This window comes from Burkholderia sp. AU27893 (genome assembly GCF_002223205.1).
Classification (GTDB): Bacteria; Pseudomonadota; Gammaproteobacteria; order Burkholderiales; family Burkholderiaceae; genus Burkholderia.
In genome coordinates this window covers 662,242-689,135 of the sequence record NZ_NKFD01000004.1, presented here as the reverse complement: position 1 = coordinate 689,135, position 26,894 = coordinate 662,242, and the positions used below count along the sequence as shown (strand labels likewise).

Annotated in this window: 21 protein-coding genes; 10 read left to right on the top strand and 11 right to left on the bottom strand. The window is 67.8% G+C overall.

The features are described from left to right. Positions 1-153 precede the first annotated feature (153 nt). Entirely contained in the window at positions 154-1,470 is a 1,317-nt protein-coding gene (locus tag CFB47_RS22985) for an MFS transporter (RefSeq protein ID WP_089462388.1), read from the bottom strand. Positions 1,471-1,801: 331 nt separating this feature from the next. Here CFB47_RS22985 and CFB47_RS22980 point away from each other — a divergent pair, with 331 nt between their 5' ends. The 3 genes from CFB47_RS22980 (at position 1,802) to CFB47_RS22970 (ending at position 4,258) form a co-directional block, all read left to right on the top strand. Next, positions 1,802-2,719: a LysR family transcriptional regulator gene (locus CFB47_RS22980; RefSeq protein WP_089462387.1), complete on the top strand. Its 918-nt coding sequence runs from the start codon at positions 1,802-1,804 to the stop codon at positions 2,717-2,719. A 206-nt stretch (positions 2,720-2,925) separates the two neighbouring features. Then, entirely contained in the window at positions 2,926-3,462 is a 537-nt protein-coding gene (locus CFB47_RS22975) for a VOC family protein (RefSeq protein ID WP_089462386.1), read from the top strand. A gap of 40 nt (positions 3,463-3,502) precedes the next feature. After that, a complete protein-coding gene (locus CFB47_RS22970) occupies positions 3,503-4,258 on the top strand; it encodes a glucose 1-dehydrogenase (protein WP_089462385.1) in 756 nt (251 codons plus the stop codon). A gap of 177 nt (positions 4,259-4,435) precedes the next feature. Here the strand turns inward: CFB47_RS22970 and CFB47_RS22965 are convergent, their stop codons facing one another. Together CFB47_RS22965 and CFB47_RS22960 are read right to left on the bottom strand one after the other, a co-directional pair. Then, positions 4,436-5,953 carry a cytosine permease gene (locus CFB47_RS22965; protein WP_089458524.1) on the bottom strand — a complete coding sequence of 506 codons (1,518 nt, stop codon included), beginning with the start codon at positions 5,951-5,953 and terminating at the stop codon, positions 4,436-4,438. Between the two features lie 198 nt (positions 5,954-6,151). Further along, entirely contained in the window at positions 6,152-6,799 is a 648-nt protein-coding gene (locus CFB47_RS22960; RefSeq protein ID WP_089458525.1) for a glutathione S-transferase family protein, read from the bottom strand. A 105-nt stretch (positions 6,800-6,904) separates the two neighbouring features. Between CFB47_RS22960 and CFB47_RS22955 the strand changes: the two genes are divergently transcribed. Beyond that, positions 6,905-8,023 carry a pyruvate dehydrogenase gene (locus CFB47_RS22955; protein ID WP_089462384.1) on the top strand — a complete coding sequence of 373 codons (1,119 nt, stop codon included), beginning with the start codon at positions 6,905-6,907 and terminating at the stop codon, positions 8,021-8,023. Positions 8,024-8,025: 2 nt separating this feature from the next. Here CFB47_RS22955 and CFB47_RS22950 read toward each other — a convergent pair whose 3' ends face one another. After that, positions 8,026-8,481 carry a MarR family winged helix-turn-helix transcriptional regulator gene (locus CFB47_RS22950; RefSeq protein WP_089458527.1) on the bottom strand — a complete coding sequence of 152 codons (456 nt, stop codon included), beginning with the start codon at positions 8,479-8,481 and terminating at the stop codon, positions 8,026-8,028. Positions 8,482-8,654: 173 nt separating this feature from the next. Between CFB47_RS22950 and aceE the strand changes: the two genes are divergently transcribed. Beyond that, positions 8,655-11,339, top strand: coding sequence for a pyruvate dehydrogenase (acetyl-transferring), homodimeric type (aceE, locus tag CFB47_RS22945; RefSeq protein ID WP_089462383.1), 2,685 nt, complete (start codon positions 8,655-8,657; stop codon positions 11,337-11,339). Between the two features lie 57 nt (positions 11,340-11,396). Here aceE and CFB47_RS22940 read toward each other — a convergent pair whose 3' ends face one another. The 3 genes from CFB47_RS22940 to CFB47_RS22930 are packed head-to-tail and all read right to left on the bottom strand — an operon-like array spanning position 11,397 to position 17,321. Continuing rightward, positions 11,397-12,911, bottom strand: a complete 1,515-nt coding sequence (locus CFB47_RS22940; protein WP_089462382.1) for an efflux transporter outer membrane subunit — start codon at positions 12,909-12,911, stop codon at positions 11,397-11,399. Beyond that, a complete protein-coding gene (locus CFB47_RS22935; RefSeq protein WP_089462381.1) occupies positions 12,908-16,081 on the bottom strand; it encodes an efflux RND transporter permease subunit in 3,174 nt (1,057 codons plus the stop codon). Before CFB47_RS22935 ends, CFB47_RS22940 begins: the two co-directional genes overlap by 4 nt. A gap of 13 nt (positions 16,082-16,094) precedes the next feature. Continuing rightward, entirely contained in the window at positions 16,095-17,321 is a 1,227-nt protein-coding gene (locus CFB47_RS22930) for an efflux RND transporter periplasmic adaptor subunit (protein WP_089462380.1), read from the bottom strand. A gap of 80 nt (positions 17,322-17,401) precedes the next feature. Here CFB47_RS22930 and soxR point away from each other — a divergent pair, with 80 nt between their 5' ends. After that, positions 17,402-17,881, top strand: a complete 480-nt coding sequence (gene soxR / locus CFB47_RS22925; RefSeq protein ID WP_089442076.1) for a redox-sensitive transcriptional activator SoxR — start codon at positions 17,402-17,404, stop codon at positions 17,879-17,881. A gap of 58 nt (positions 17,882-17,939) precedes the next feature. Here the strand turns inward: soxR and CFB47_RS22920 are convergent, their stop codons facing one another. Beyond that, the gene (locus CFB47_RS22920) at positions 17,940-18,701 is read right to left on the bottom strand and encodes an SDR family NAD(P)-dependent oxidoreductase (RefSeq protein ID WP_089458532.1); all 762 of its coding nucleotides are present in this window, start codon (positions 18,699-18,701) and stop codon (positions 17,940-17,942) included. A 108-nt stretch (positions 18,702-18,809) separates the two neighbouring features. On the opposite strand from CFB47_RS22920, the gene CFB47_RS22915 reads away from it, so the two are divergent. Next, positions 18,810-19,721: a LysR family transcriptional regulator gene (locus CFB47_RS22915; protein WP_089462379.1), complete on the top strand. Its 912-nt coding sequence runs from the start codon at positions 18,810-18,812 to the stop codon at positions 19,719-19,721. A 22-nt stretch (positions 19,722-19,743) separates the two neighbouring features. Here CFB47_RS22915 and CFB47_RS22910 read toward each other — a convergent pair whose 3' ends face one another. Continuing rightward, positions 19,744-20,397 (bottom strand): TetR/AcrR family transcriptional regulator, encoded by a 654-nt coding sequence (locus CFB47_RS22910; protein ID WP_089442075.1) that lies wholly within the window; start codon positions 20,395-20,397, stop codon positions 19,744-19,746. Positions 20,398-20,546: 149 nt separating this feature from the next. Here CFB47_RS22910 and CFB47_RS22905 point away from each other — a divergent pair, with 149 nt between their 5' ends. Both CFB47_RS22905 and CFB47_RS22900 read left to right on the top strand, forming a co-directional pair. Beyond that, complete coding sequence (locus CFB47_RS22905) at positions 20,547-21,839, top strand: NAD(P)/FAD-dependent oxidoreductase (RefSeq protein ID WP_089462378.1); 1,293 nt, start codon at positions 20,547-20,549, stop codon at positions 21,837-21,839. A gap of 44 nt (positions 21,840-21,883) precedes the next feature. Next, a complete protein-coding gene (locus CFB47_RS22900) occupies positions 21,884-22,282 on the top strand; it encodes a DUF3331 domain-containing protein (RefSeq protein WP_089442073.1) in 399 nt (132 codons plus the stop codon). Between the two features lie 29 nt (positions 22,283-22,311). On the opposite strand, the gene CFB47_RS22895 is transcribed toward CFB47_RS22900, so the two are convergent. Further along, on the bottom strand, positions 22,312-23,640 hold the full coding sequence (locus tag CFB47_RS22895) for a dicarboxylate/amino acid:cation symporter (protein ID WP_089462377.1): 1,329 nt from the start codon (positions 23,638-23,640) through the stop codon (positions 22,312-22,314). 234 nt (positions 23,641-23,874) lie between these two features. Beyond that, positions 23,875-25,626 (bottom strand): gamma-glutamyltransferase, encoded by a 1,752-nt coding sequence (ggt, locus tag CFB47_RS22890; RefSeq protein WP_089462376.1) that lies wholly within the window; start codon positions 25,624-25,626, stop codon positions 23,875-23,877. 363 nt (positions 25,627-25,989) lie between these two features. Here ggt and CFB47_RS22885 point away from each other — a divergent pair, with 363 nt between their 5' ends. Continuing rightward, entirely contained in the window at positions 25,990-26,868 is an 879-nt protein-coding gene (locus CFB47_RS22885; protein ID WP_089462375.1) for a MurR/RpiR family transcriptional regulator, read from the top strand. Positions 26,869-26,894: the final 26 nt, after the last annotated feature.

The following is a 26,894-nucleotide window of genomic DNA, read 5'->3' as shown; positions in this document are numbered from 1 at the left end:
CCCATGCCGACCTTGCGTGCCGCCATGATAGCGACCTGCGAAGTCACGGGAGCGACGGCGTCGACGCGTTCGACCACGGCATCCGTATCGGGCGGTGCCTGCCTGCGTGCCGGAATCGAACGGCAGCCGCCCGCGGGACAGCCGCATCCGTCGCTACTTGGCGCTCAACGGCTCGCCCCGAAACTGCCGGCGCGCGAGCACGCACGGCGCGCCGTCGTGCATGAACACGCTCGCGAGCAGCCCGAACGACGCCGCGAACAACACGTACCATGCGGGCGCGACGGGCGACCCGCTCGCGTGCGTCAGCCACGTGACGATGAACGGCGCGAAGCCGCCGAACACCATCACCGCGACGTTGTACGCGAGTGCGATGCCCGTGGAGCGCGAACGCGTCGCGAACTGCTCGGCGAGCGTGGTCGGCGCGGGCCCGTAGCAGATGCCGATGATCGTGCAGATCACGAGCTGCATCACGAGCAGTCGCCCGATGCCCGGCGCCGCAGCCAGCCACGTGAACAGCGGATACGTGACCGTCAGCAGCGCCAGCGAACCGGCGATCAGCACCGGACGCCGGCCGATGCGGTCGGACACGAGCGCCGCGCACGGAATCGTCACCGTCAGCAGCGCAACCGCCGCCATCTGCACCTTGAAGACCTGGTCGAGCGGCAGTCCGAAGGTCTTGTGCACGAACGTCGGCATGTTGACGAGCATCACGTAGAACACGGCCGTGCCGGTGATCGTCTGCCCCATCGACACCAGCACGCCGCGCAGGTTGTCGCGCAGCACGCCCGACACGCTCGCCGGCGGCTCGATGGTCGACTTGCTCGCGGCGACGAACGCCTCGGTCTCCTCCATGTGCCGGCGGATCCACAGGCCGACCGGCCCGATCAGCAGCCCGAGCGCGAACGGCACGCGCCAGCCCCAGCTGTGCAGCGCGGCGTCCGACAGCGACTGCGTGGCCCACGCGCCCATCGCGGCGCCCGAGAACACCGCGAGACACTGGCCGATCAGTTGCCACGATCCGTACAGCCCGCGCCGGTTCTCCGGCGCGCTTTCCACGAGAAACGCGGTCGCGCTCGCGTATTCGCCGCCCGTCGCGAAACCCTGCAGCAGCCGTGCGACGACGATCAGGATCGGCGCCGCCGGACCGATCACGGCGTACGACGGCGCGAACGTGATCAGCGCGATCGACAGCGTCATCAGGAAGATGATGAGCTGCATCGCGGCCTTGCGGCCCTTGCGGTCCGCATAGAGCCCGAGCAGGATGCCGCCCACCGGGCGCATGAAAAAGCCGACGCCGAAGGTCGCGAGCGACATCAGCAGCGACGCGTACTGGCTCTCGGCGGGAAAGAACAGCCGCGCGATGATGCCGGAGAAGAAACCGTAAACGATGAAGTCGTACCACTCGAGGGTGTTGCCGACGACAGCGGCCACCACCTGCCGATGCCGCGAGTTCCGACGTGAGTCGCGCATGCTTGTCTCTCCTGCAGTCTCATGGCGCCGCGCCGCATGTGTGCCGTGTTGCTTGGCACGCATGGGCGAACCGGGTGTTCGTATCGCCGGCCGGCAAGGCGCGGGCACGGACCCGCACCATCGGAACCTCGCGGCCTGCCCGTACGACCGGCGTGAAACGATCATAGGGACGCCGAAAACCCGCATCAATTAACGCCCGCGGCGGATGATTAGCCGGAGATTAAATGTTGCCGCGCCCAGCACCGTCCTGCGGAAACCCCGGAAATCCGCGCATTGTTGCAGCCCCTGTTCTGCGGCAGAATCGACGGCCGCCCTTCCCGTCGCCCGGACCATGCGCAACCGCATCAACGAAGAGATCACGTTCCGCAAGCTCGAGGTGCTGCTCGCCTTCATGGAAGCCGGCAGCCTCGCGAAGGCCGCCGAGGCGCTGGGCGTGAGCACGGTCAGCGTGCACCGCGCGTTGCACACGCTCGAGGAAGGGATGCACTGCGCGCTGTTTCGCCACGAGGGGCGGAACCTGATTCCGACCGACGCCGCGCAGGTGCTCGCCGAAGTCGCGGGCGAAGTGCTCAAGACGATGACGGACGGGATCCGCTCGACACGCGAGGCGGCCGGCTACGGCGCCGGCCAGTTGAAGATCGGTTCGCTCTACTCGTTGACGATCCGCACCGTGCCCGAAGTCGTGATCGCGTTGAAGGAGCGCCGCCCCGAGCTGCAGGCCGAGCTCGTGCTCGGCTCGAATGCCGACCTGCTCGACAAGCTCCGGCAAGGCGCGATCGACGCAACGCTGATGGCGCTGCCCGAACCGGACGCCGAGATCGAATCGATCGCGCTGTTCGAGGACGAGATGTTCTTCGCCGCGCCGGTCGACTCGCCGTACGCGCGGCACGATGCCATCGATCTGTGCTCGTGCGGCGACGCGCCGTTCGTGTCGCTCGGCGAAGGCTTCGCGACGCATCATGGCTTCACGGAAGCGTTTCGTTCGGCCGGCGTGACACCGAACGTCGTGATGCGGGTGGGCGACATCTTCTCACTGATCAATCTCGTGTCGGGCGGCGTCGGCTGCTCGCTGCTGCCCGGGCGCGTGCGCGACCTGTTCGCGCACAAGATCGCGCTCGTGCCGCTCGCCGGGCCGACGATCCGCCAGACGATCGGGCTGAGCTTCCTGCACCGGCGCGAACGCGACCCGAACCTGCTTGCGCTGGCAACCGTGTGCCGGCTGACGGTCAAGGGGCCGAACACGCGGTAACGCGCGGATCGCCCAGCCGGAAACGCGCCTTCTCCGTTCCGCTTCGCATTCCGGCATCGTCGCGCCCCGGCCCACCCACTCGCCCGCCACGCCACGACGAAGCGCGCGAGGTCATCCGTTTGGACGGCACGCCGCGCGCGCTTTGTTGCGATCATGACCGTCAATCATCGCGCGGCACATCTACGTGTGTCCGCCACGGAGACGCCATGAACGATCCCATGCTCGGCCCCATCGACCAGATCGGCTACGTGGTCGCGGATCTCGACCGCAGCATCGCGCGCTGGCGCGAACGCCATGACGTCGGGCCGTGGACCGTATTCCGCAACGTGCGCCTCGACGGCTTCCATCTCGGCGAACCCGTCGCGGTCACGATGGACGTCGGGCTTGCGTATCGCGGCGATCTGCAGATCGAACTGATTCACGTGACGAACGAGGCGCGCTCGCCGTACCGCGATGCGCACGGGCAGCCGCTCGTCGGGCTGCATCACGTCGCGTGGGTCGTCGACGATCTCGATGCCGCGCTCGCGCAGCTCACGGCCCGCGGCCTGCGTGTCGTGTTCGACGCGCGCAACCCGGCCACGCGCGTCGCCTATCTCGACGATGCCGACGATCCCGGCGTACGCGTCGAAGTGATCGAAGGCGCCGGCATGCGCGACATGATCGCGCGCGGCATCGCCGAGGCCCGTGCATGGGACGGCGCCGATCCGGTTCGCATCATCGACGCGGCGGCCGCCTCCGCGTAAGCGGCCCCGAACGCCCCTCTCACTCACAGGAGCACGCAACATGAAACGACTAGAAGGCAAGGTGGCGCTGATCACGGGCGGTGCCCGCGGCCAGGGCGAAGCGGAAGCGCGCAGGTTCGTCGCCGAAGGCGCACGCGTGATGATCGCCGACGTGCTGGACGAAGCCGGCCAGCGCGTCGCCGCCGAACTCGGCGACGCCGCACGTTTCCAGCATCTCGACGTGACCTGCGAAGCCGACTGGCAGGCGGCCGTCGATGCGACGCTCGCGCAGTTCGGCCGCCTCGACATCCTCGTGAACAACGCGGCGGTCCTGAAGCTCGTGCCGATCGAAGCATGCTCGCTCGACGACTATCGCAAGGTGATCGACGTGAACCAGGTCGGCTGCTGGCTCGGCATGAAGTCGGCGCTGGGCGCGCTGAAGGCGGCGGGTGGCGGCTCGATCGTCAATGTATCGTCGACGGCCGGGATGGAAGGCGTCGCGGGCGGCAGCGCCTACGTATCGAGCAAGTTCGCGGTGCGCGGAATGACGAAGGCCGCTGCGCTCGAATTCGGCCGCTACGGCATTCGCGTGAACTCGGTACACCCAGGTGGCATCGATACGGTGATGGCGCGCCCGCCCGAGTTCGCGGATTTCGATCCGTCGTCGATCTACAGCGGCCTGCCGATCGCGCGCATCGGCAAGCCCGATGAAGTGGCCAATCTCGTGCTGTTCCTCGCGTCCGACGAATCCGCGTATTGCACCGGGTCGGAATTCATCGTCGACGGCGGGATGCTCGCCGGCAGTTCATTCCACTGAACCGCATCCACGTCGACGCGCGCCCGCCAATCCGGCGGGCGCTTTCGTTTGTGCAGCGCTGCGTGGAGCGTACAGCCGCCCCCTCTGGCAACCACACGCCCGAAAACGACAATGCCGCCGGCGGCTGTCCCGCGCAGCGGCATCGTCATGGGCGGCGCTACGCACCACGCGTCGCGCTCACCCCCTCGACTGGATCGCCGGCGCGCCATTGCCGCGCGCCGCCTGCCGGCCGCCGCCACGCACGAAGCGTCGCCCGTGAGGACCGTACACGCCATCCGGTTCCGGATACAACATCAGCAGCACGAAATACAGCACGCCGCCCACCACCAGCGACACCGGCACGCTCAGATCGAGCCCGCCCGCGAGGTTGCCGAGCGGCCCGACGAACTGCCCCGGCAGGTTCACGAACGACAACCCGACGAACGCGGCCGGCAGCCACGCGCCCATCGCGCGCACGTTCCAGCCGTGCGTGAACCAGTAGTGGCCGCCGCGCAGCCCGCGGTTGAACACCTGCAGGTCGTCCGCGAGATAGTAGCCACGCCGCGTCACGTAGCCGATCACCATGATCGCCATCCATGGGCAGCTGAACGTATCGATCAGCGTCGAGAACGTCGCGACGCTTTCGACGAGGTTGAACCAGAAGCGCCCGACGAAGATGAACGCGATCGCGATCGTGCCGATCAGCAGCGTCGCACGCACGCGGTTCAGCAGGCGCGGGAACATGCTCGACACGTCGAGGCCGGTGCCGTACAGCGCGGTCGTGCCGGTCGACATCCCGCCGATGATCGCGATCAGGCACATCGGCAGCAGGAACCAGCGCGGCGAGATCGCGAGCAGCCCGCCGACGTAGTCGTTCGACGCGATGAACGCGGGCGCCTTCGTCGCGATGATCGTCGCGGTCGCGAGGCCGAAGAAGAACGGTACGAAGGTCGCGATCTGCGCGGCGAACACGGCGCCCATCACGCGATGCTTCGGTGTGCGCTGCGGGATGTAACGCGCCCAGTCGCCGAGCGTCGACGCGAACGACACCGGGTTGCTGAGCGCCACCAGCACCGCGCCGACGAACGCGGCCCAGAAGCCCGCGCTGCCCTGCTGCACCGTGCCGGCATAGCTCACGTCGAACAGGCCGGCGAACGCGAACAGGCCCGCGACGAACAGCACGCTCGCGGCCCACACGGCGATCTTGTTGACCCACAGCATGAAGCGGAAGCCGTAGATACAGACGATCAGCACGAGCACCGCGAACACCATGTACGCCGCGCCGAGCGTGAAGCCGTTGACCGGTACGCCGACCATGTTGTGCGCGCCGCCGACGAGCGCGTCGCCCGAGCTCCACACCGCGAGCGAGAAGAACGCGATCGACGTGAGCAGCGCGAGGAACGAGCCGACGATCCGGCCGTGGATGCCGAAATGCGCGCCGGACGACACCGGGTCGCTCGTCCCGTTGCGCGGGCCGAACAGGCTCATCGGCGCGAGGATGCAGGTGCCGGCGAGCACGCCGAGCACGATCGCGCAGACCCCCGCCTTGAACGATAGCCCGACCAGCACGGGAAAACTGCCGAGCACCGAGGTGGAAAAGGTATTGCAGCCGCCAAACAACAACCTGAACAGATCGATCGGCCGCGCGTAGCGCGATGCATCGGGAATGCGCTCGAAACCGAACGACTCGACCTGCGTAATCCTGCCTTCACTCATTTGTCTCCTACTCCTCTGGTGCGTCTGTACCGCCCGGGACTGCGGCGATACGACACATCGTCATCGATTCGCGGCCACTCTAAACCGGATCGCGCGGCGCAAATATCACGCATTCGAGACGTTTACGACGAAGGAGAACAATGTTTCCCGGCAGGCAGGCGGCGCCCGCGCCATCCGTCCGGCCCGGGCGATGCGAGGTCAGTGCGCGCCCTCCTCCGCCGGCGCGCGGCAGGCGATCAGGCCCCGCTGAACGGCTTGCCGCGCCTCGATGCCGGCGAGCCAGCGCTCGACGTGCGGGTAGTCGGCCAGATCGAGATCGAGTTCAGGCGCCGCGCGCAGCCACGGAAACGCGGCGACGTCGGCGATCGAGTAGCGCGGCGACGCGAGATACGCCGATTCCGCCAAGCGGCCGTTCACGACGCCATAGAGACGCCGCGCCTCGTTCCGGTAGCGCTCGAGCGCTTGCGCATTGACCGTCTTCGATGCATGCAGGAACCACCAGAGCTGGCCGAGCATCGGCCCGATTCCGCCGATCTGGAAGTGCAGCCACTGCTGGACGGCCGTGCGCTCGGCCAGCGTGTCGGGATGCAGAACGCCCGTTTTCGCGGCGAGATAGCTGAGGATCGCGCCGGATTCGAACACGGTCAGCCCGGCGTCGTGGTCGACGATGGCCGGGATCTTGCCGTTCGGGTTGATCGCGAGGAACGCCGGGCTGCGCTGCTCGCCGGCGGAAAGATTCACGTGCACGCGGTCGTAGGCGAGCCCGGCCTCTTCCAGGTAAATGGCGACCTTGTGCCCGTTCGGCGTGTTGGCCGTATAAAACGTGAGGGGATGCGTCGAGATCATGGTGGTCCTTGTCTTCCGGTTATCGTTGCAACTACAATCGTTGCAATTGCAATCCTATGCCGGAACCGATAGACCCGGCGACATGCCAGTACTCGAAGGAGGGACATGCAGACTGCGCGATCCGGTCCGCCCGTGCGGACACCCGACACCCGCCGCGCCGCGGCGGCCTGCCTCGACAGGCTGATCACGCAGCGGCTCGCGCCGCGTGGCCGAGCGGTGTCGCCGCTCGCCGCGATGCGCGCGGCCGCCGATTGCCTCGAACGCGATGCGGCGACCGCGGAACGTGTCTGGATCGTGCGAGCCGATGCGCGGGAGCCGTCCGCGGACGTGGGGGCACATCGCCGCATCAGTGCGTGGCCGCTACGGTTTCTCGATGCGCGCAAGCGGTTCGAGAAGCCGCTGCTGTACCTGCTGCATGCGCGCGCGACCGACCGGTTGCGGCTGGCGTCGGTCGAAACCATCGATCGCGGGATCTTCGTCAACGATGCCGAAACGGTCGCATCGTGCTGGCCGAAAGGCGTGACACCCGACGTCCCGCACTGGCTCGCCGCGAACCCCGCGTGCACGCCGTACGACCCGGCGTCGGGCCATGAGGCGGTCGCGATCCTGCGCCACGCGCTGCGCGCGCTCTATGTCGCCGGCCAGCCGGGATTCTGTTACCTCGCGAGCCACGACGACCTCGTAGCCGATGCGAAACCGCTGTCGGCCACCGCGGCCCGCGATGCGTTCAGCGGCATGGTGCGGGCCGGCCGGCGCACGGCGGCCGGCGCGGCTGCACAGATCCGGCTGTGCGGCGCGGGCAGCACGCTCGCGCAAGTGCTGGAGGCTGCCGACCTGCTGCGCGACGAATGGCGCATCGATTCGACGATCTGGAGCTGCCCGAGCTACACGCAGCTCGCCCGCGACGGTCATGCAGCCGACCGGTGGAAACTGCTGCATCCGCACGACGAACCGCAGGTCGCGCATGTGCGCCGATGCGTCGGCGACAGCCGCACGCCGGTGCTCGCGGTGACAGGCTATGCGCGGCACGTCGCCGCGCAGATCGGCGCGTTCGTCCCGGCCCGCTTCGCGGCGCTCGGCGCGGACCTGGCCGGCCCGGGCCCCGGCACACGCGCGCCGAATGCCCGCTGGATCGTCGCGGTCGCGCTCCGGCTGCTGGCCGACGACGGCCGCGTGCCGGCCGACTGGGCCGCGCAGGCGATGCGCCGCTGTGCGAGCGGCTGACGCTACTTCGCGTCGGCGCCCGCGTCGCGCGCCGCGGCGGTCGCACGGTCGAGCGCGGCGGCCATCGCCGCCTGCTCCTTGCCGCCGAACTGGTCGAGGAAAAGCTCCGACACAGTCGACTGGTACACCTTCCACATCTTCTTGCGCAGCGCCCGCCCCTTGTCGGTGATGCTCGCATAGGCGGCGCGGCCGTCGTCCGCCGAACGGGCGCGCGTGACGAGCCCCTCCTGTTCGAGCCGGTCGACGAGCCGCGTGAGGTTGTAGCGCTCGATCGCGAGCACGTCGGCCAGCTCGTGCATGCGGCGCGTGCCGTCGGGCCCGCTTTCGAGCCCCCACAACGCGTCGTACCACGCATAGGCCGGCAGGCCGGCCGCCGCGAGGCGGCGCTCGATCTCGCGAATCATCGTCCGGTGCGCGCGGACGAACGAAAACCACAGATCGGGTTCGGGTGCGCTCATGTCAGGTCGTTCCTCTCGTTGAATTGCAGTTGCAATTAAATTCTACCTCGATAACAATTGCCCCCATACGATTGCAATTGCAACCATCTGCCCGCTGATCGGCGGGCGTTCCATCGCGCGTCGCGGCGCTACGACCGTCGCCCCGCGCAGCCTTATGCTTCTGGAGACATTGCATGACCGCACCGCTCGCGCTACCCGACATCGACCCGCAGGAAACCCGCGAATGGCTCGATGCGCTCGAATCCGTGATCGCGCTCGAAGGCCGCCCGCGCGCGCACTACCTGCTCGACCAGCTTTCCGATCTCGACGCGGCACGCCACGGCGACCTGCACGGCCGCGTGACGACCGCGTACGTGAACACGGTGCCGCGTGAACGGCAGCCGGCCTACCCGGGCGATCTTGCGCTCGAACGGCGCCTGAACGCGATGATCCGCTGGAACGCGATGGTGATGGTGCTGCGCGCCGGACGGCATTCGAACGTCGGCGGGCATATCGCGACTTACCAGTCGGCCGCGGTGCTGTACGACGTCGGCTTCGATCACTTCTTCCGCGGCCGCACCGACACTTTCGACGGCGACATGGTCTACATCCAGGGCCATTCGGCGCCGGGCATCTATGGCCGCGCGTACCTGGAAGGCCGCATCACGGACGCACAACTCGACAACTTCCGCCGCGAGACCGGCCGGGAGGCGGGACGCGACGGGCTGTCGTCGTATCCGCATCCACGGCTGATGCCGGATTTCTGGCAATTCCCCACCGTGTCGATGGGGCTCGGGCCGCTGACGGCCGCGTATCAGGCGCGCTTCATGCGCTACCTCGAATATCGCGGGCTGAAAGCGCATCAGGGCCGCAAGGTCTGGGCATTCCTCGGCGACGGCGAAATGGACCAGCCGGAATCGCTCGCCGCGATCTCGCTCGCCGGGCGCGAACGGCTCGACAACCTGATCTTCGTCGTCAACTGCAACCTGCAGCGCCTCGACGGCCCCGTGCGCGGCAACGGCAAGGTCATCCAGGAGCTCGAAGGCACGTTCCGCGCGGCGGGCTGGAACGTCATCAAGGTGATCTGGGGCGCCGGCTGGGATCGCCTGCTCGAACGCGACACGACGGGCCTGCTGCGTCAGCGGATGATGGAATGCGTCGACGGCGACTACCAGACCTTCAAGTCGCAGAGCGGCGCGTACGTGCGCGAGCATTTCTTCGGCAAGTATCCCGAGTTGCTCGACCTCGTCGCGGACCTGTCCGACGACGACATCTGGAAACTGGCACGCGGCGGCCACGATCCGGAAAAGGTGCATGCGGCCTATGCGCAGGCGATGCGCGCGGACGGACGGCCGAGCGTCGTGCTCGCGAAGACGGTCAAGGGCTTCGGGATGGGCGAAGCCGGCGAAGGCCAGAACGTGAACCACCAGTTGAAGAAGATGAGCGCGGATGCGGTACGCGCGTTTCGCGACCGCTTCGCGCTGCCGGTCAGCGATGCGCAGCTCGACGAACTGCCGTACCTGAAGCCGGAGCCGGGCAGCGCCGAGGCTCGCTACTTCGCCGAACGCCGTGCCGCCCTCGGCGGCCACGTGCCGGCCCGCTTCAGCACCGTGGCGCCGCTGCCGGTGCCGCCGCTCGCCGCATTCGACGGGCAGCTCAAGGACAGCGGCGAGCGCGGGCTGTCGACGACGATGGCATTCGTGCGCATCCTCGGCACGCTGCTGAAGGATCCGGCACTCGGCAAGCTCGTCGTGCCGATCGTGCCGGACGAATCGCGCACGTTCGGGATGGAGGGCCTGTTCCGCCAGATCGGCATCCACTCGCATCTCGGCCAGCTCTATACGCCGCAGGACGCCGGCCAGCTCAGCTACTACAAGGAAGCGAAGGACGGGCAGATCCTGCAGGAAGGCATCAACGAATCGGGCGCGATCGCGTCGTGGATCGCGGCCGGCACTGCATACAGCAACCACGGCCTGCCGACGATTCCGTTCTACATCTTCTATTCGATGTTCGGGCTGCAACGCGTCGGCGATCTCGCGTGGGCGGCCGGCGACGCGCGTACGCGCGGCTTCCTGCTCGGCGCGACGTCGGGCCGCACGACGCTGATGGGCGAAGGGTTGCAGCACGACGACGGGCACAGCCACGTGTTGTCGTCGGTGATCCCGAACTGCGTGTCGTACGACCCGACCTATGCGTACGAACTCGCGGTAATCGTGCGCGACGGGCTGCGGCGGATGTTCGCGGAACAGGAGGATGTCTACTACTACATCACGCTGCTCAACGAGAACTACCCGCATCCGGCGCTGCCGGACGGCGCCGAGGCCGGCATTCTCAAGGGGCTTTACCTGCTGCGCGAAGGTACGTCACACACGGCCGATGCGCCGCATCTGCAGTTGATGGGCAGCGGCGCGATCCTGCGCGAAGTGATCGCCGCGAGCGACCTGCTCGCGCAGGACTTCGGCGTATCGAGCGACGTGTGGAGCGCGACGAGCCTGAACGAGTTGCGCCGCGACGGGCTTGCCGCGGAACGCTGGAACCTGCTGCATCCCGAGCAGGCGCCGCGCGTGCCGTACGTGCAGCAATGCCTCGACGGCCGCACGGGGCCGGTGGTGGTGGCGACCGACTACATGAAGATCGTCGGCGACCAGATCCGCGGGTTCGTCGACGGCCGGCGCTTCGTGTCGCTCGGCACCGACGGTTTCGGCCGCTCGGATACGCGCGACGCGCTGCGCACGTTCTTCGAGGTCGACCGGCACTTCATCGTGATCGCGGCGCTGAAGGCGCTCGCCGACGACGGCGCGATTCCGCGTGCACGCGTCGGCGAAGCCATCCGGCGCTACGGCATCGACATCGACAAGGTCGATCCGGCCAGCGTGTAGTCGCGCGTGCGCGGCAGGCGGGATGGCCCGGCCTGCCGCGCCACCGTGCTGCCCGCGCTACTGCCCCGCCTGCGCGAGCGAGCCTTGCCGCGAGCCCTGCCCCGTTCCCGACGGCCAGCCGCCCGCCAGCGCCTTGTACAACGCCACCGTCGACGCCGCGCTGCGCATCTGCCCGTCGGCCGCCGCATCCTGCGCCTGCAGCAGCGTGCGTTGCGCGTCGAGCACCTCGTAATAGTCGATCGCACCCGCCGAAAACCGCGCCTGCGCCAGTTGCGCGGCACGCGCGCTATCGGTCGCGGCCTGCGCCAGATGGCCCGTCTCGTCACGCGTGCGGGCGGCGCGCAGCAGCGCGTTCTCCGTTTCCTCCAGCGCCCCGAGCACGGTCTGCCGGTACTGCGCGAGCTGGCCGGCCGCTTCCGCATCGCTCGCGGCGATCCGCGCCCGCACGCGGCCGACGTCGAGGAACGACCAGTCGATGCCGAGCGCGATCAGGTTCGTGTCGCTGCCCGCGCGGAAGAACCCGTAGCTGCTCGTCGCACTGCCGAGCAGCCCCGACAGCGTGAAACGCGGAAACAGGTCGGCCGTCGCGACGCCCACGCGCGCGGTCGCCGCGTGCAGCCGCGCCTCGGCCGCCGCGACGTCGGGCCGCCGCCGCAGCAGGTCGCCCGGCGTGCCGGGATCGATGTCGGCGGCCAGCGCCGGCAGCGGCACCGGCGTGCCCGCCGACGCGGCGGCCTTCGGGAGATCGAAGCGACCGATCAGCGCGTCCGGCGTCTGCCCGGTCAGCACCGCGAGCCGGTGCTCGTCGACGCCGATCGCCGCTTCGTACACGGCAATCCGCGACGTCGTCGATTCGTACTGCGCGCGCGCCCGCGCCGCATCGAGTTCGGAGCCGCGTCCCGCGCCGACGCGCGCATTGATCAGCGCGAGCGTCTGCTTCTGGTTGTCGGCGTTCTCGCGCGCGATCCGCAGCCGCTCCTGCGAGCCGCGCAGGTCGACGTACGTGCTCGCCACTTCGCCGGCGATCGCGACGCGCACCGCGCGCACATCCGCCGCGCTGGCGGCCGTTTCCGCACGCTGCGACTCGATCGAACGACGCACGCGGCCGAACAGGTCGAGCTCCCACGCGGCATTGATCCCGACGCTGGACGTCGGCGTATCGCGCTGGCTGCGCGGCGCACCGAACGCCTGGTCCTTGCTCGTCAGCTGATGGCCGATCTGCCCGCTCGCGGTGATCGTCGGGTAACGATCGAACGTGGCCTGCGACAGCAGCGCATTCGACGCGTCGTAGCGCGACACGGCAACCTGCAGGTCCTGGTTCGCCGCGAGCGCCGTGTCGATCAGCTGCGTCAGCACCGGATCGCCGAAGCCGCGCCAGAACGCGGCATCGGCCGTCGCGTCGGGCGGCATATCCGGCGTCTCCGGCGTCGTACCAGCCGACTCCGCCGGATGCGCATCGCGCGCGAACCGCGCGGCCGTGGCCGTGTCGGGCCGCTTGAAATCGGGGCCGACCGCGCACGCGGCAAGCGTCACCGACATCGCGAGCGCGGAAAGACGGAAAGCGGCGCTCATCGGTTTTCTCCTTCGAGGGTGCCGTGGTGTTCGCTCCACACGGCCGGCGTGCCGCCCGCGAGCTTGCGGATCGCCACATAGAACACGGGCGTCAGGAACAGCCCGAACAACGTGACGCCCAGCATCCCCGCGAACACGGTGATGCCGGTGGCCGCGCGCACTTCGCTGCCCGCGCCGCCGCCGATCAGCAGCGGCACCGAGCCCGCGATGAACGCGACCGACGTCATCACGATCGGGCGCAGCCGCAGCTTGCACGCTTCGAGCGAGGCGTCGATCACGCCCTTGCCCTGGATTTCGAGCTCGCGCGCGAACTCGACGATCAGGATCGCGTTCTTGCACGCCAATCCCATCAGCACGACGAGACCAACCTGCACGAACACGTTGTTGTCGCCGCCCGACAGCCACACGCCGAACAGCGCGGCGCAGATGCACACGGGCACGATCAGGATCACCGCAAGCGGCAGCGTCCAGCTCTCGTACAGCGACGCGAGCACCAGGAACACGAGCATCACCGCGAGCGGGAACACGACGATCGCCGCGTTGCTCTGCGTGACCTGCTGGTAGCTGAGATCGGTCCATTCGAGCGTGATGCCCGGCGGCAGCACGTCCTTCGCGATCTGCTGCAGCTTCTCGATCGCCTGCGACGACGACATCACCTTCGGATCGGCATCGCCGATCAGGTTCGCGGCCGGATAGCCGTTGTAGCGCACCACCGGGTCGGGCCCGTACGCCGGCGCCACCGTCACCATCGAGCCGATCGGCACCATCTCGCCCTTCGCGTTGCGCGTGCGCAGGTTCGCGATGTCGGCGGCCGTCTGCCGGTGGCCGGCATCGGCCTGCGCCATCACGCGGTACACGCGGCCGAACAGGTTGAAGTCGTTCACGTACATCGAGCCGAGATAGACCTGCAGCGTGCTGAACAGGTCGGTCAGCGCGACGCCCTGCGCCTTCGCCTTCAACCGGTCGACCTTCACCTCGAGCTGCGGGATGTTCGCCTGGTACGAGCTGACCGGGTAGCTCATCCCCGGCGTCTTCGCGACCGCGCCCTGGAACGCGGTGAGCGCATTCTGCAAGGCGCCGTAGCCGAGGCCGCCGCGATCCTCCAGGTACAGCGAATAGCCCGAGCCGTTGCCAAGGCCCTGGATCGGCGGCGGCATCAGCGCATAGGTGATGCCGCCGCCGATGGCCGAGAAGCGCGCGTTCAGGTCCGCGTTGATCTGCGCGGCGCTGCGGTGGCGCTGGTCGAACGGCTTCAGGATCACGTACGAGTTCGTGATATTCGGCGTGTTCACACCCTGCAGCGCGTTCAGCCCGGCAAACGCCGGCACCATCTCGACACCCTCGGTGCCGAGCGCGATCTTCGTCATCTGCTCGGTCACCTCGCTGGTGCGCGCGAGCGACGCGCCTTCCGGCAGCTTCACCCCCGCGAACAGGTACAGCTTGTCCTGCACGGGGATGAAGCCGCCCGGCACCGCGTTGAGCAGCAGCGCGGTGGCCGCGAGCAGCGCCGCATAGACCGCGAACACCACGCCGCGCCGCTTCAGCGTGCGGCCGACGAAGCCGTGATAGCGATCGGAACTGCGGTCGAAGAAGCGGTTGAACGGATGGAACAGCCAGCCGAACGCGCGATCGAGCCCGCGCGTGAGCGCATCCTTCGGCGCATCGTGCGGACGCAGCAGCTTCGCGGCAAGCGCGGGCGACAGCGTCAGCGAGTTGACCGCGGAGATCACCGTCGAGATCGCGATCGTCACCGCGAACTGCCGGTAGAACTGGCCCGTGACGCCGGACATGAACGCCATCGGCACGAACACCGCGCACAGCACGAGCGCGATCGCGACGATCGGCCCCGACACCTCGCGCATCGCCTGGTGCGCGGCGTCGCGCGGGCTCAGGCCCTGCGCGATGTTGCGCTCGACGTTCTCGACGACCACGATCGCATCGTCGACGACGATCCCGATCGCGAGCACGAGCCCGAACAGCGTCAGCGTGTTGATCGAATAGCCGAGCAGATAGAGCCACGCGAACGTGCCGACCACCGACACGGGCACCGCGACGAGCGGGATGATCGACGCGCGCCACGTCTGCAGGAACAGGATCACGACGAGCACGACCAGCACGACGGCCTCGATCAGCGTGTGCTGCACCGCGCGGATCGATTCGCGCACGAACACCGTCGGATCCCACACGGGCCGGTACGCGACGCCGGGCGGGAAGCGCTTCGACAGTTCGTCGAACTTCGCATACACGGCCTTCGCGACCTCGAGCGCGTTCGCGCCCGGCGACAGGAAGATGCCGATCACCGCCGACGGCTTGTCGTTGAAATACGAGCGCAGCGTGTAGTCGCCCGCGCCGAGCTCGATGCGCGCGACGTCGGACAGCTTCACGACCTGCCCGTCGTCGCCGGTGCGCAGCACGATGTCGCCGAACTCCTGCACCGTGCGCAGCCGGCCGCGCACGTTGATCGACAGCAGGAAGTCGTTCTTCTTCGGCGACGGCTCCGCGCCGAGCTGGCCGGCCGACACCTGCAGGTTCTGCTCGCGCACGGCGGCGATCACGTCGCTCGCGGTCAGCCCGCGCGACGCGAGCCGGTTCGGGTCGAGCCACAGCCGCATCGCATAGTCGCCGGCCCCATACACGCCGACATCGCCGATCCCGGTGAGCCGCGACAGCTCGTCCTTCACGTGCAGCGTCAGGTAGTTGCGCAGGTACAGCGAATCGCGGCTGTTGTCCGGCGAATAGAGGCTCACGTACATCAGCGGCGTGGGCGACTGCTTCTGCGTGGTCACGCCGTACTGGCGCACCTCGTCGGGCAGGCGCGACAGCGCCTGGCTCACGCGGTTCTGCACGCGCACGGCGGCCGTGTCGGGATCGACGCCCTGCAGGAACGTGACGACCACCTGCAGGCTGCCGTCGGAACCGGCGACCGACTTCATGTACATGATGCCTTCGACGCCGTTGATCGCCTCTTCCAGCGGTTCGGCGACCGATTCGGCGATTTCCTTCGGGTTCGCGCCCGGGTACGTCGCTCGCACGACGACGCTCGGCGGCACGACTTCCGGGTATTCGCCGGCGGGCAGCATCGGAATCGAAATCAGGCCGATCGCGAAGATGACGATCGACAGCACGACCGCGAAGATCGGCCGGTCGATGAAGAATCGGGAGAAATCCATTGGCTGTCTCCCGTCACTGCGCGGCCGGCGCGCCGGCGTCGGCGACGGCCTGCGTGCCGTTGCCCGCGCCGTTGCCTTCGCCATTGCCGGCACCGGCGTCCGCGCGCGCGGGCAGCGTCTTCGGCTTCACCTGCGCGCCCGGATAGTAGATCCGCTGCACGCCGTCGACGACCACGCGGTCACCCGCCTGGATCCCCTTCTCGATGATCCGCTCGCCCTCCACCCCGCGGCCGATCGTCACGTCGCGGCGCAGCGCCTTGTCGCCGGGCCCGATCACATACACGTACTTGCGGTCCTGGTCGGTGAGCACGGCCTTGTCGTCGACGAGCAGCGCATCCTGGTCGCGGCCGCTGACGAGCTGCACGCGCGCATACAGGCCCGGCGTAAACGTATGGTCCGCATTCGGCAGCCGCACGCGCGCGCGGATCGTGCCGGTTTGCGGATCGAGCCGGTTGTCGAGGAAATCGACGGTGCCCGCATGCGGGAAGCCCGTCTCGTTCGCGAGGCCCACGCGCACCGGATCGGCACCGATCGCGCGATGTTTCGGATCGGCGCGCCGCGCGTTGTAGCGCAGGTAGCTCTGTTCGTCGCAATCGAAATACACGTAGACGGGGTTCTGCGACACGACGGTCGTCAGCAGCGTGTCGTCCGCGCGCGCCAGGTTGCCGACGGTGGCGACCGCGCGGCCGACGCGGCCCGCGATCGGCGCGCGCACTTCGGTGAAGCCGAGATTGAGCTTCGCATCGGCGACGGCCGCGTCGGCCGCCTGCAGGTCCGCACGCGCCTGCTCGGCGGTGGCGCGCGCGTTATCGAGTTCTTCCTGCGACGTCGCATGCGCATCGATCAGCGTCTGCACGCGCTTGAGCTGCACGTTCGCGAGGCTCGCGGCCGCACGCGCCCGCTGCAGCTGCGCATTGGCGCGATCGAGCGCGATCCGGTACGGGCGCGGGTCGATCTCGAACAGCAGCGCGCCCTGCGCGACCAGGTCGCCCTCCTTGTAGGCGACGCGCTGCAGGTAGCCGCTCACGCGCGGCCGCAGTTCGACCGCGTCGACCGCTTCGACGCGTCCGTTGAATTCGTCCGCGAGGCGGATCGTGCGGGGCGCGATGGTGGCGACGCCGACTTCGGGAAGGGATTGAGCCGACGATGCGCCTTTGCCGTCGTGACAGCCCGACAACGCCAGCAGCAGTGCGCAGGCCGCGCCCAAAGGCGACGTCCTGCGTAGGGAAAAGGAGAGCATGATGCCTCGCGACGGGTTAAACTGCCGCGTAGCATAAAAGTTGAAGTTAACTTCAAGTCAAGCTTTCCCGGAGGGGCGACATGGGTATCCAGGAAACACCGCAATGGCCGCTGATGTCGATCCGCGAAGTGGCCGCGCGCAGCGGCGTGCCGGCATCGACACTGCGGTTCTACGAGACGCGCGGGCTCATCAAGTCGCACCGCAACGGCTCGAGCCATCGCCACTATTCGCGCGCGGTGCTGCGGCTGATCGCGTTCATCGTGTTCGCGCAGAAGATCGGCTATTCGCTCGACGAGATCGCCGAGCAGCTCGTCAGCCTCCCCGAGGACACCGCGCCGAGCAACAAGGACTGGCAGCGGCTGTCGCGCGGCTGGAAGCAGCGCGTCGCGAGCCGGATCGAGGAGTTGCAGCGCCTGTACATCAACCTCGACGAATGCATCGGCTGCGGCTGCCTGTCGCTGAAGCGCTGCAAGCTGACGAACCCGGAGGACCGCGCGGGCCGCAACGGGCCCGGCGCGCGCCGCTGGCTCGGCGACAAGCCGCCCGTGGATATCGAATGACCGGCGGACCGGATGTGGCGCGCGATGCCGCCGCATCCGGCCATCTGGGTCGATTGCGTCACCCGACCCGCCAGCCGCCGTTCACCGCGATCGTCGCACCGGTGACGAACGACGCACGCGGCCCGGCGAGCCACGCAACCGCGTCCGCGATATCGTCCGGATGCCCGGCGCGGCCGGCCGGCGTCTGTTCGCGAATCGTCGCCGCAATGGCCGGCGCGACGCCGCTTTCGCCGAAGAAGCGCGTGTCGGCGATATAACCGGGTGCGACCGTATTGACCGTGGCGCCGCGCGGCCCGAGTTCGCGCGCGAGCGCGACGGTGAACCCTTCGACGCCGGCCTTCGCCGCCGCGTACGCCAGGCCACCCGGCAGCAAGCTGCCGGCGCGCGCCGCGATCGAACCGATGTTGACGATCCGCGCCCCCTGCTCGGCCAGGTGCGGCAGCACGGCCAGGGTCGTCACGAACAGGCTCTTCAGGTTCGCGTCGAGCACGGCGTCCCACACGCGCTCGGCCTCGCCCGCCTCGGTATCCGCACCGACGCGGCCGGTCAGCCCCGCGTTGTTGACCAGCACATCGATGCAAGACCACTGCCCGATGATCGCGGCCACCGCCGCCTCCGCCTCCCGTCTCACGCTCAGGTCGGCGGCCTGCCCGATCGCCGCGCCGCCAAGCCGCGCGACGGCTGCTTCCAGCCGTGCCGCGTCGCGCCCGACGATCGCGACCCGATACCCGTCTTCCACCAGCCGGCGCGCGATCGCAAAGCCGATCCCGCTCGACCCGCCCGTGACGATTGCCGTTCGCTGCTGTTCGATCCCTGTCATGACCTGCCCTCCCGAATGTCGACCGTTGATGACAAGGCCATTCTGGGCAGCACAATGTGATAGGTAAAATACGAATTCGATGATCCACTGATACGCGAAAGGTATCGCATGATCGATCTACGCCAGTTCAGGCAATTCATCGCGGTCGCCGAGACGCTCAGTTTCCGGCGTGCGGCCGAGCGGCTGCACATGGCGCAACCGCCGCTCAGCGCGGCGATCCGCAAGCTCGAGGACGAGCTGGGCGTCGTGCTGCTCGAGCGCGACAACCGCGGCACGGCGCTCACGCCGGCCGGCGACGCGTTCCTGCTCGAAGCACGGCGCGCGCTCGAACAGGCCGAGCGCGCGGTGGCAGTGGCCCGCCGCACGGGCGCCGGCCTCGGCGGCACGCTACGGTTGCGTTTCGTCGACAGCACGGTCAACGCGCTGCTGCCGCTGATCCTCCGCGCGTTCCAGGAACGCCATCCGGACGTCGATTTCCAGCTTGAGGAAGGCACGACCGCCGAGCAGGTACTCGCGCTGCGCCAGGACCGCACGGACGTCGGCCTCGTCGTGCTGCCGGTGGCCGATGCGGGCGACGTGCGCGTCGAGCCGCTGCTGCGCGACCGGATGGTCGCCGCGCTGCCCGACGGTCACCGGCTCGCACACCGCCGGCGCATTGCGCTTGCCGAACTGGCGGACGAATCGTGGGTCATGTTTGCCGCGCACCACGGGCCCGGCCTGCACGCGCTGATCGTGACCGCATGCGCGCAGGCCGGCTTCGCGCCGCGCATCGTCCAGCAGCCGCGCCAGATGCAGACGACGGCCGGGCTCGTCGCGGGCGGCATCGGCGTCGCGCTGATGCCGCGCCTGTTCGTGCCGATGCAGCCGCAAGGCATTACGTTCTGCGAACTGAAGGATGCAGGCAGCCCGCTCGCGTACGAGCTGGCGATCGCGTACCGGACGCCCTCGCCGCTCGTCGATGCGTTGCGCGAGACCGCGCGAAGCGCGGTGCGCGAACTGGGGCTGGCGCTGGCGACGTGACCGCGCGCGTCACGCGCGGCGCTCAGCCGCCGACGACGTTGAACGCAATGTCCACCACGGCCTGCCGGAACGCGTCCTGCCGCGTGGGCAGCGACGTGTACTCCAGCATCATGTGACTGTATGACACAGTGGTGCCGATCGCGCTCGCGATCATGAAGAACAGCACCGTCGGCTCGACCGGGCGAATCACGCCGGCCTCAACCGCCTCCGACAGCAGCGGGAACATCACGTCGTAATACGGGCGCACGAGCCGCTCCTGCAACCGGTCGAGCCGCCCGCCCTCCTCGGTCGCCGCCGTCGAGAAAAACATGCCCAGGTCAGGCTCGTCGAACTCGTGCTCGACGCACAGCTCGATCGCGCGCCGCACACGCTCGCGATGTGGCAGCGACGACGTGCGCAGCGCGCGCATTGCGTCGAACATCGGCTCGGCCAGCTCGGCGATCTGCTCGACGACCGCCAGCCACAACGTTTCCTTCGTCCCGAAATGGTGCGCGATCAGCGCCGCGTCGACGCCCAGCTCGCGCGCGACTTCGCGCACGCTCGTGGCGTCGTAGCCGCGCTTCGCGAACGTGCGGCGCGCGGCCCGCAATATCACGTCCGGCCCCACGGACGCCCCGGCCAGCGGCCGCCCTCGCATACGCCGCTTGGCCGGCGCGCGCTCAGTGACTTCAGCCACGTCTTCCTGCTCTCCTTGAATGACTCGAATACCCCTGTTCCGGCCCCGCTCGAGCGACGCCGAACACCGGGTGACCTGCCCCGCTCCGTTGACACGCGAAGCCGGGAAGCGCTAGGATCATACATTATTCATCACGTGATGATTTATCCATGACAACCCCTACACGCATCGTCATCGTCGGTGGCGGGATCGCCGGCCTGCAGCTCGCCACCCGCCTGGGCGAGCGCCTCGGCCGGTCCGGGCGCGCCCAGGTGACCGTCGTCGACCGCAGCCCGACCCACATCTGGAAGCCGATGCTGCACACGATCGCGGCCGGGACGCGCGACGTGCAGCAGCAGCAGGTGATCTTCCTTGCCCATGCACGTGATCACGGTTACACGTACCAGCCCGGCGAACTGACGGGGCTTGATCGCGCGCGCCGCCGCGTGCAGCTCGGCGAGATCCGCTCGCAGGACGGCGAACTCGTGCTCGACGCGCGCGAACTCGAATACGACGTGCTGATCTTCGCGCTCGGCAGCCAGGCCAACGATTTCGGCGTGCCGGGCGTGCGCGAGCACTGCTATTTCATCGACAGCCAGAAGCAGGCCGAGACCTTCAACGAAGCGTTGCGGATGCGCGTATTTCGCAGCATCGCGCGCGATGAACCGTTCCGCGTCGCGATCGTCGGCGCGGGCGCGACCGGCGTGGAACTCGCGGCGGAGCTGAGCCGCTTGCTGGAAGTGGCGCAGGCGTACGGTGACGCGACGGTGCGCGAGCGGCTGCAGCTCACGCTGCTCGAGAGCGGCCCGCGCATCCTCGCCGCGTTTCCGCCGCGGATTTCCGCGTCGGCGCAGCGGCGGCTCGAACAGATCGGCTTTCATGTGCTGACGTCCACCCGCGTCACGTCGGCCGACGCAAACGGCTTTCACTACGGCGACGGTTCGTTCGCGGAAGCGGACCTGATGGTGTGGGCAGCCGGCGTGAAGGCGCCCGATTTCATGCAGGCGCTCGACGGGCTCGACACGAATCGCGCGAACCAGATCGTCGTCGGGCCGACGCTGCAGGCCACCGGCGACGAGCACGTGTTCGCGATCGGCGACTGCGCGAGCCTGCTGCCCGACGGCCACGAACGGCCGCTGCCGCCCACCGCGCAAGTCGCGACGCAGCAGGCCGAGCATCTCGCGAAGCATCTGCCCGCATGGCTCGACGGCCAGCCGATTCCGCCGTTCGCGTTCCACGATTTCGGTGCGCTCGTGTCGATCAGCGACTACGACGCGTTCGGCACGCTCGGGCAGTTCGGGTTCTTTCGCGGCGGCTTCATCCAGGGGCGTTTCGCGCAGTTCAGCCACCTGATGCTCTACCGGCGGCACCAGCAGGCGCTGCACGGCTTCTCCAAGGCGACCCTGCTGTGGATCGCCGAACGGATCAACGGCTGCGTGCAGCCGCGCATCCGCCTGTCGTGATACCGCACGTGGCGGTGTCGCATAACGTTTCGAGGAAAACCGACATGAACAACCGTTTAGCGCCCTGGCTCATGACCGTTGCCGCGATCAGCAGCTTCGACATGCCGTCCGTCTCGTGGGGCGCGCCGCGGCGGCGCAGCGTCACGCGCGACCGGCTGCCGTCGTGGGACATGACGAGCAAGCCGTCCATCAGCGTGCTCGAGCGGCCCACGGCCGACACCGTGATGATTTCATGGCGCGACGCCTGCACCGGGCACTACGGTTATCAGAAGTGGCGGCTGTTCACCACGCGCAAGCGCGGCGTGTGCGCGTTGTCGGGGCAGCCGATCGAGATCGGCGACAGCGTCTATGCGCCGCAATTGCTCGGCTCGACGCCGGGCAACGCCGCCGCGATGGTGCTGGCCGCGTGCATCGACGCGGCCCGCCCCGCCGAGGCGGCCTGACAGCCCGGGAGTCGACCCGGGGCTCCGCTTCAGCCAGAGGTGACGCGATCCGTATCGCGAACCGCCTCGTTCATGCGTGCTTCGGCTTCCGCATCCAGCCGTGCCGCATTCGCTTCGGCTTCTGCTTCCGGCATCAGCTCGCCTTCCCATTTCGCGACCACCGCGCTGGCGATCGAGTTGCCCACCGCGTTCGTGGCCGAACGGCCCATGTCGAGGAACGTATCGACGCCGAGAATCAGCAGCAGCCCGGCTTCCGGGATGTTGAACTGGTGCAGCGTCGCGGCGATCACGACGAGCGACGCGCGCGGCACGCCGGCCATGCCCTTCGACGTCAGCATCAGGATCAGCAGCATCGTGACCTGCGTGCCGAGCGACAGGTGAATGCCGTACGCCTGCGCGATGAACAGCGACGCGAACGTGCAGTACATCATCGAGCCGTCGAGGTTGAACGAATACCCCATCGGCATCACGAAGCTCGAGATCTTGCGACGCACGCCGAAACGGTCGAGCGCATCGAGGATCTTCGGATACGCGGCTTCCGAGCTCGCGGTCGCGAACGACAGCATGAACGCTTCCTTGATCAGCACCAGCAGCTTGAACACGCGGCGGCCGAGGAACAGCAGCCCGGCCGCGACGAGCGTGCCCCACAGCAGGAACAGGCTCAGGTAGAAGTCGCCCATGAACACCGCGAACTTCAGCAGGATCGACAGCCCGTTGATCGCGACGGTCGACGCCATCGCCGCCAGCACCGCGAGCGGCGCAAGTTTCATCACGTAGCCGGTGATCTTCAGCATCACGTGCGCGAGCTGGTCGATCGCCGCGACGAGGATCTTGCCGCGTTCGCCGAGCGACGCGAGCGCCACGCCGAAGAACATCGAGAACACGACGATCTGCAGGATCTCGTTGTTCGCCATCGCTTCGGCGATCGACTTCGGCACCATGTGGCCGACGAAATCCTTCAGCGTGAACTTGGACGTCGCCAGATGCGCGGACGCGCCGATATCCGGCAGCGGCAGCCCGAGGTTATCGCCCGGACGCAGCAGGTTCGCCATCAGCAGGCCGAGCAGCAGCGAGATCAGCGACGCGGTGATGAACCAGCCGAGCGCCTTCACGAACACGCGGCCCACCGACGACGCGTCGCCCATGTGCGCGATGCCGACGACCAGCGTCGAGAACACCAGCGGGCCGATCACCATCTTGATCAGCCGCAGGAACACGTCGGACACCAGCGAGATGTAGCCGGCGATTTCCGCCGCCGACTGTTTGTCCGGCAGCTGCGTGTAGATCATGTAGCCGATCAGGATGCCGGCCGCCATCGCGAGCAGGATCCAGCCTGCCGCGGACATTCGTTTGTTCATATCGGAATTGGATGCACGGGAAGAAGTTGACGGATGAAAGGCGCGCACGCCCGGGCCGTGCCAGGGTGCGCGCGTGGCGAACCGGTCGTGCCCGGTGTATCGGGCACGGTCGCCGGCGCCGGTCGGCTCGCGGATCTCCACGAACCGACGTGCTGCCGCCGCAACGGCATTCGCGCGAGGGCGAGCGCCGTTGCGGAGCAGCGATTCAGCATGATGCGATCAGGTCGGCTCGGGTCAGTAACCGATTGCCGAGCCGGCCGGACGGCGCGGGTCGTTGTAGCCGTAGATGAAGCCGACCCGCACGTTCCCGGACACCGACGAATCGTTCCCGGAGCTCTGGCGGCTCGCTGCTTCGGTGCCCGGCAGGCCGACCATGATCAGCTCGGCGGCGCCCCACGGCGTCTGTTCGACCATCTTGTAGCCCATGTTGCGCAGGATCGCGAGCGTGTCGGGCGACAGGCCGTAGGTTTCGTAATAGACCTCGTCGGGCAGCCACTGGTGGTGGATGCGCGGCGCGGTGACCGCGTCCTGCGGCGTCATCCCGTAGTCGATCACGTTCAGCACCGTCTGCAGCGTGATCGTGATGATGCGCGAGCCGCCCGGCGAACCGACGACCATGAACACCTTGCCGTCCTTCGTCACGATGGTCGGCGCCATCGACGACAGCGGACGCTTGCCCGGCGCGATCGAGTTGCGCGTGCCCTGCACGAGGCCGAACAGGTTCTGCGCGCCGACCTTCACGGTGAAGTCGTCCATCTCGTCGTTCAGGAAGAAGCCCGTGCCCGGCGCGATGACCACGGCGCCGAAGCGGCCGTTGACCGTGTACGTCGTCGACACCGCGTTGCCGTCGTGGTCGATGATCGAATAGTGGGTCGTCTCCGGCTTCTCGTGCACGCCGACGCCCGGCTGCACGTCGACCGACGGCGTCGCCGTATCCGAATGGATGCTCTTGCGGATCTGCGCCGCGTAGTCCTTGCTCGTCAGCTTCGCGACCGGGTTGTCGATGAAGTTCGGATCGCCGAGCAGCGTGTTGCGATCTTCGTATGCGTGGCGCATCGCTTCGGTCATGTAATGCACCGGCGCGGCCGAATGGTAGCCAAGCTTGCGCATGTCATACCCTTCGAGGATGTTCAGCGTCTCGCACATCGTCACGCCGCCCGAGCTCGGCGGCGGGGCCGACACGAACTCGTAGCCGCGATACGAACACGTCAGCGGCGCCATGTCCTGCGCACGGTACGACGCGAAATCGGCCGCCGTGATCAGGCCGCCGCCCTTTTTGGCCGCCGCCTCGACGATCTTCGGGATCTCGCCGTGATAGAACGCGTCGGGCCCCTGCTCCGCGATGCGCTCGAGCGTGCGGGCCAGATCCTTCTGCACCAGGCGGTCGCCCGGCTGCAGCGGCGTGCCGTCCGGCCGCAGGAAGATGCGGGCCGCTTCCGGATCCTTCTTGAAGCGGTCGATCGTCGTGTCGAGGATGTCCGTATCGGCACGCGTCAGCACGAAGCCGTCGCGCGCGAGCCGGATCGCCGGCTCCATCACCTGCTTGCGCGTGAGCTTGCCGTACTTGCGCTGCGCGAGATCGAGGCCGGCAACGGTGCCGGGCACGCCCACTGCGCGATAGCCGTACAGGCTGTCGTCAGGAATGACGTTGCCCTTCGCATCGAGATACATGTTCGCGGAAGCCGCGGCCGGCGCGGTTTCGCGGAAATTGATGAAGCGGTCGCGGCCGTCGGCCAGGTGGACGGTCATGAAACCGCCGCCGCCGATGTTGCCGCAGCACGGATTGGTCACGGCCTGCGCGTAGCCGACCGCCACCGCGGCGTCCACCGCGTTGCCGCCTGCCTTCAGGATGTCGACGCCGATTTGCGACGCGAAATGCTGCGACGAAACGACCATGCCGTTCTTCGCTTCGACCGCGGGGTCCGATGCCGCGAACGCGCACACGCTCATGGCCGACAACAGGGTGAGTACTACGAGCCGCCTCATGACGGGATCCTCCAGACAAATAAAACCGTGGCATGCCGGAACGCGACGCCGCATCGGGGTATGTCGACGCGCCAATCGATCATGTAATAAACAATACATTCCAGCGAGGCCGCGATCATAGCACTCACTTTTTTGCACCAAAACCTAGGGTTATCACTAGACCAAGAACGAATATCAGCCGAATGGATCGTTTCTCAATGTTTGTTTTATTACAATGGTGAATGAGCCGGTCCACCGAGCGATGCGTCCCTCTAATTTCGGAGCGTGCACGGCCCGCCTGACGTCGATCGGCTAACATGCGTGGAGTCGCCGGCAGACACCCGTCTGCCGTTTGTTATTCAGATACGAGAGTTGGAGTGCCCGATGGGGACGAGCATCAGGGCGTTGCTGTTATCCCAGATGGATAGCTTCACGCCGTCGGAACAGAAGGTCGCGCAGGCGTTGCTGGACCGCTACCCGAGCCTCGGGCTCGGGCCGATTGCGAGCTTGGCCAAACAGGCCGAGGTCAGCGATCCGACCGTGTTTCGCTTTGTCGTCCGGATCGGCTTTCCGAATTACTCGTCGTTCCAGCAGGCGCTGTACGGCGAAATCGACACCGCGATGAATTCGCCGCTCGCGCGGATGGATGCGTTCCATTCGCCCGCGGGCATGCGCGACAGTCATTCGGCAATCTTCCAGCGGCTGTCCGAGTCGCTGGCGACCACGATCGAAGGGCTCGATGCGGCGGCGTTCGACGCCGCGGTGGCGCTGCTGGCCAATCCGGATATGCGTGTCTTTTGCGGTGGCGGGCGTTACACCGCGCCGCTTGCATCGCTGTTTTCGTTCACCCTCGCATATGCGCGGCCACATGTTCAGTATGTCGAACCGAATGTGAACCTCGCGTCGGTCGCGCTGGCGGACATGGGGGCCGGTGACGTGCTCGTTATTTTCGATTTTCGACGTTATCAGCGGGACAGTATTCGGTTCGCGCAGGCCGCGCATCGGCTTGGCACGCGTGTGCTGCTGATCACGGACGAATGGCATTCGCCGATCGGCGAGTTCGCGGAGATCGTGCTGCGGATCCAGGGGCAGCCGTTCGCGATGCTGCAGACCAACGTGCCGGCGCTCGCGCTCGCCGAAGCGCTCGTGATCGGCGTGACGAACCAATTGCCGGAGATGGCAAGGCAGCGGATGGAGAAGATCGAGCATCTCAATTCCGGGGGGAGCGAACCGGATATCAGTCAGCGGGATTTGCCGGAGTGAGGGGTGGTCGAAGCAGCGCAACGCGC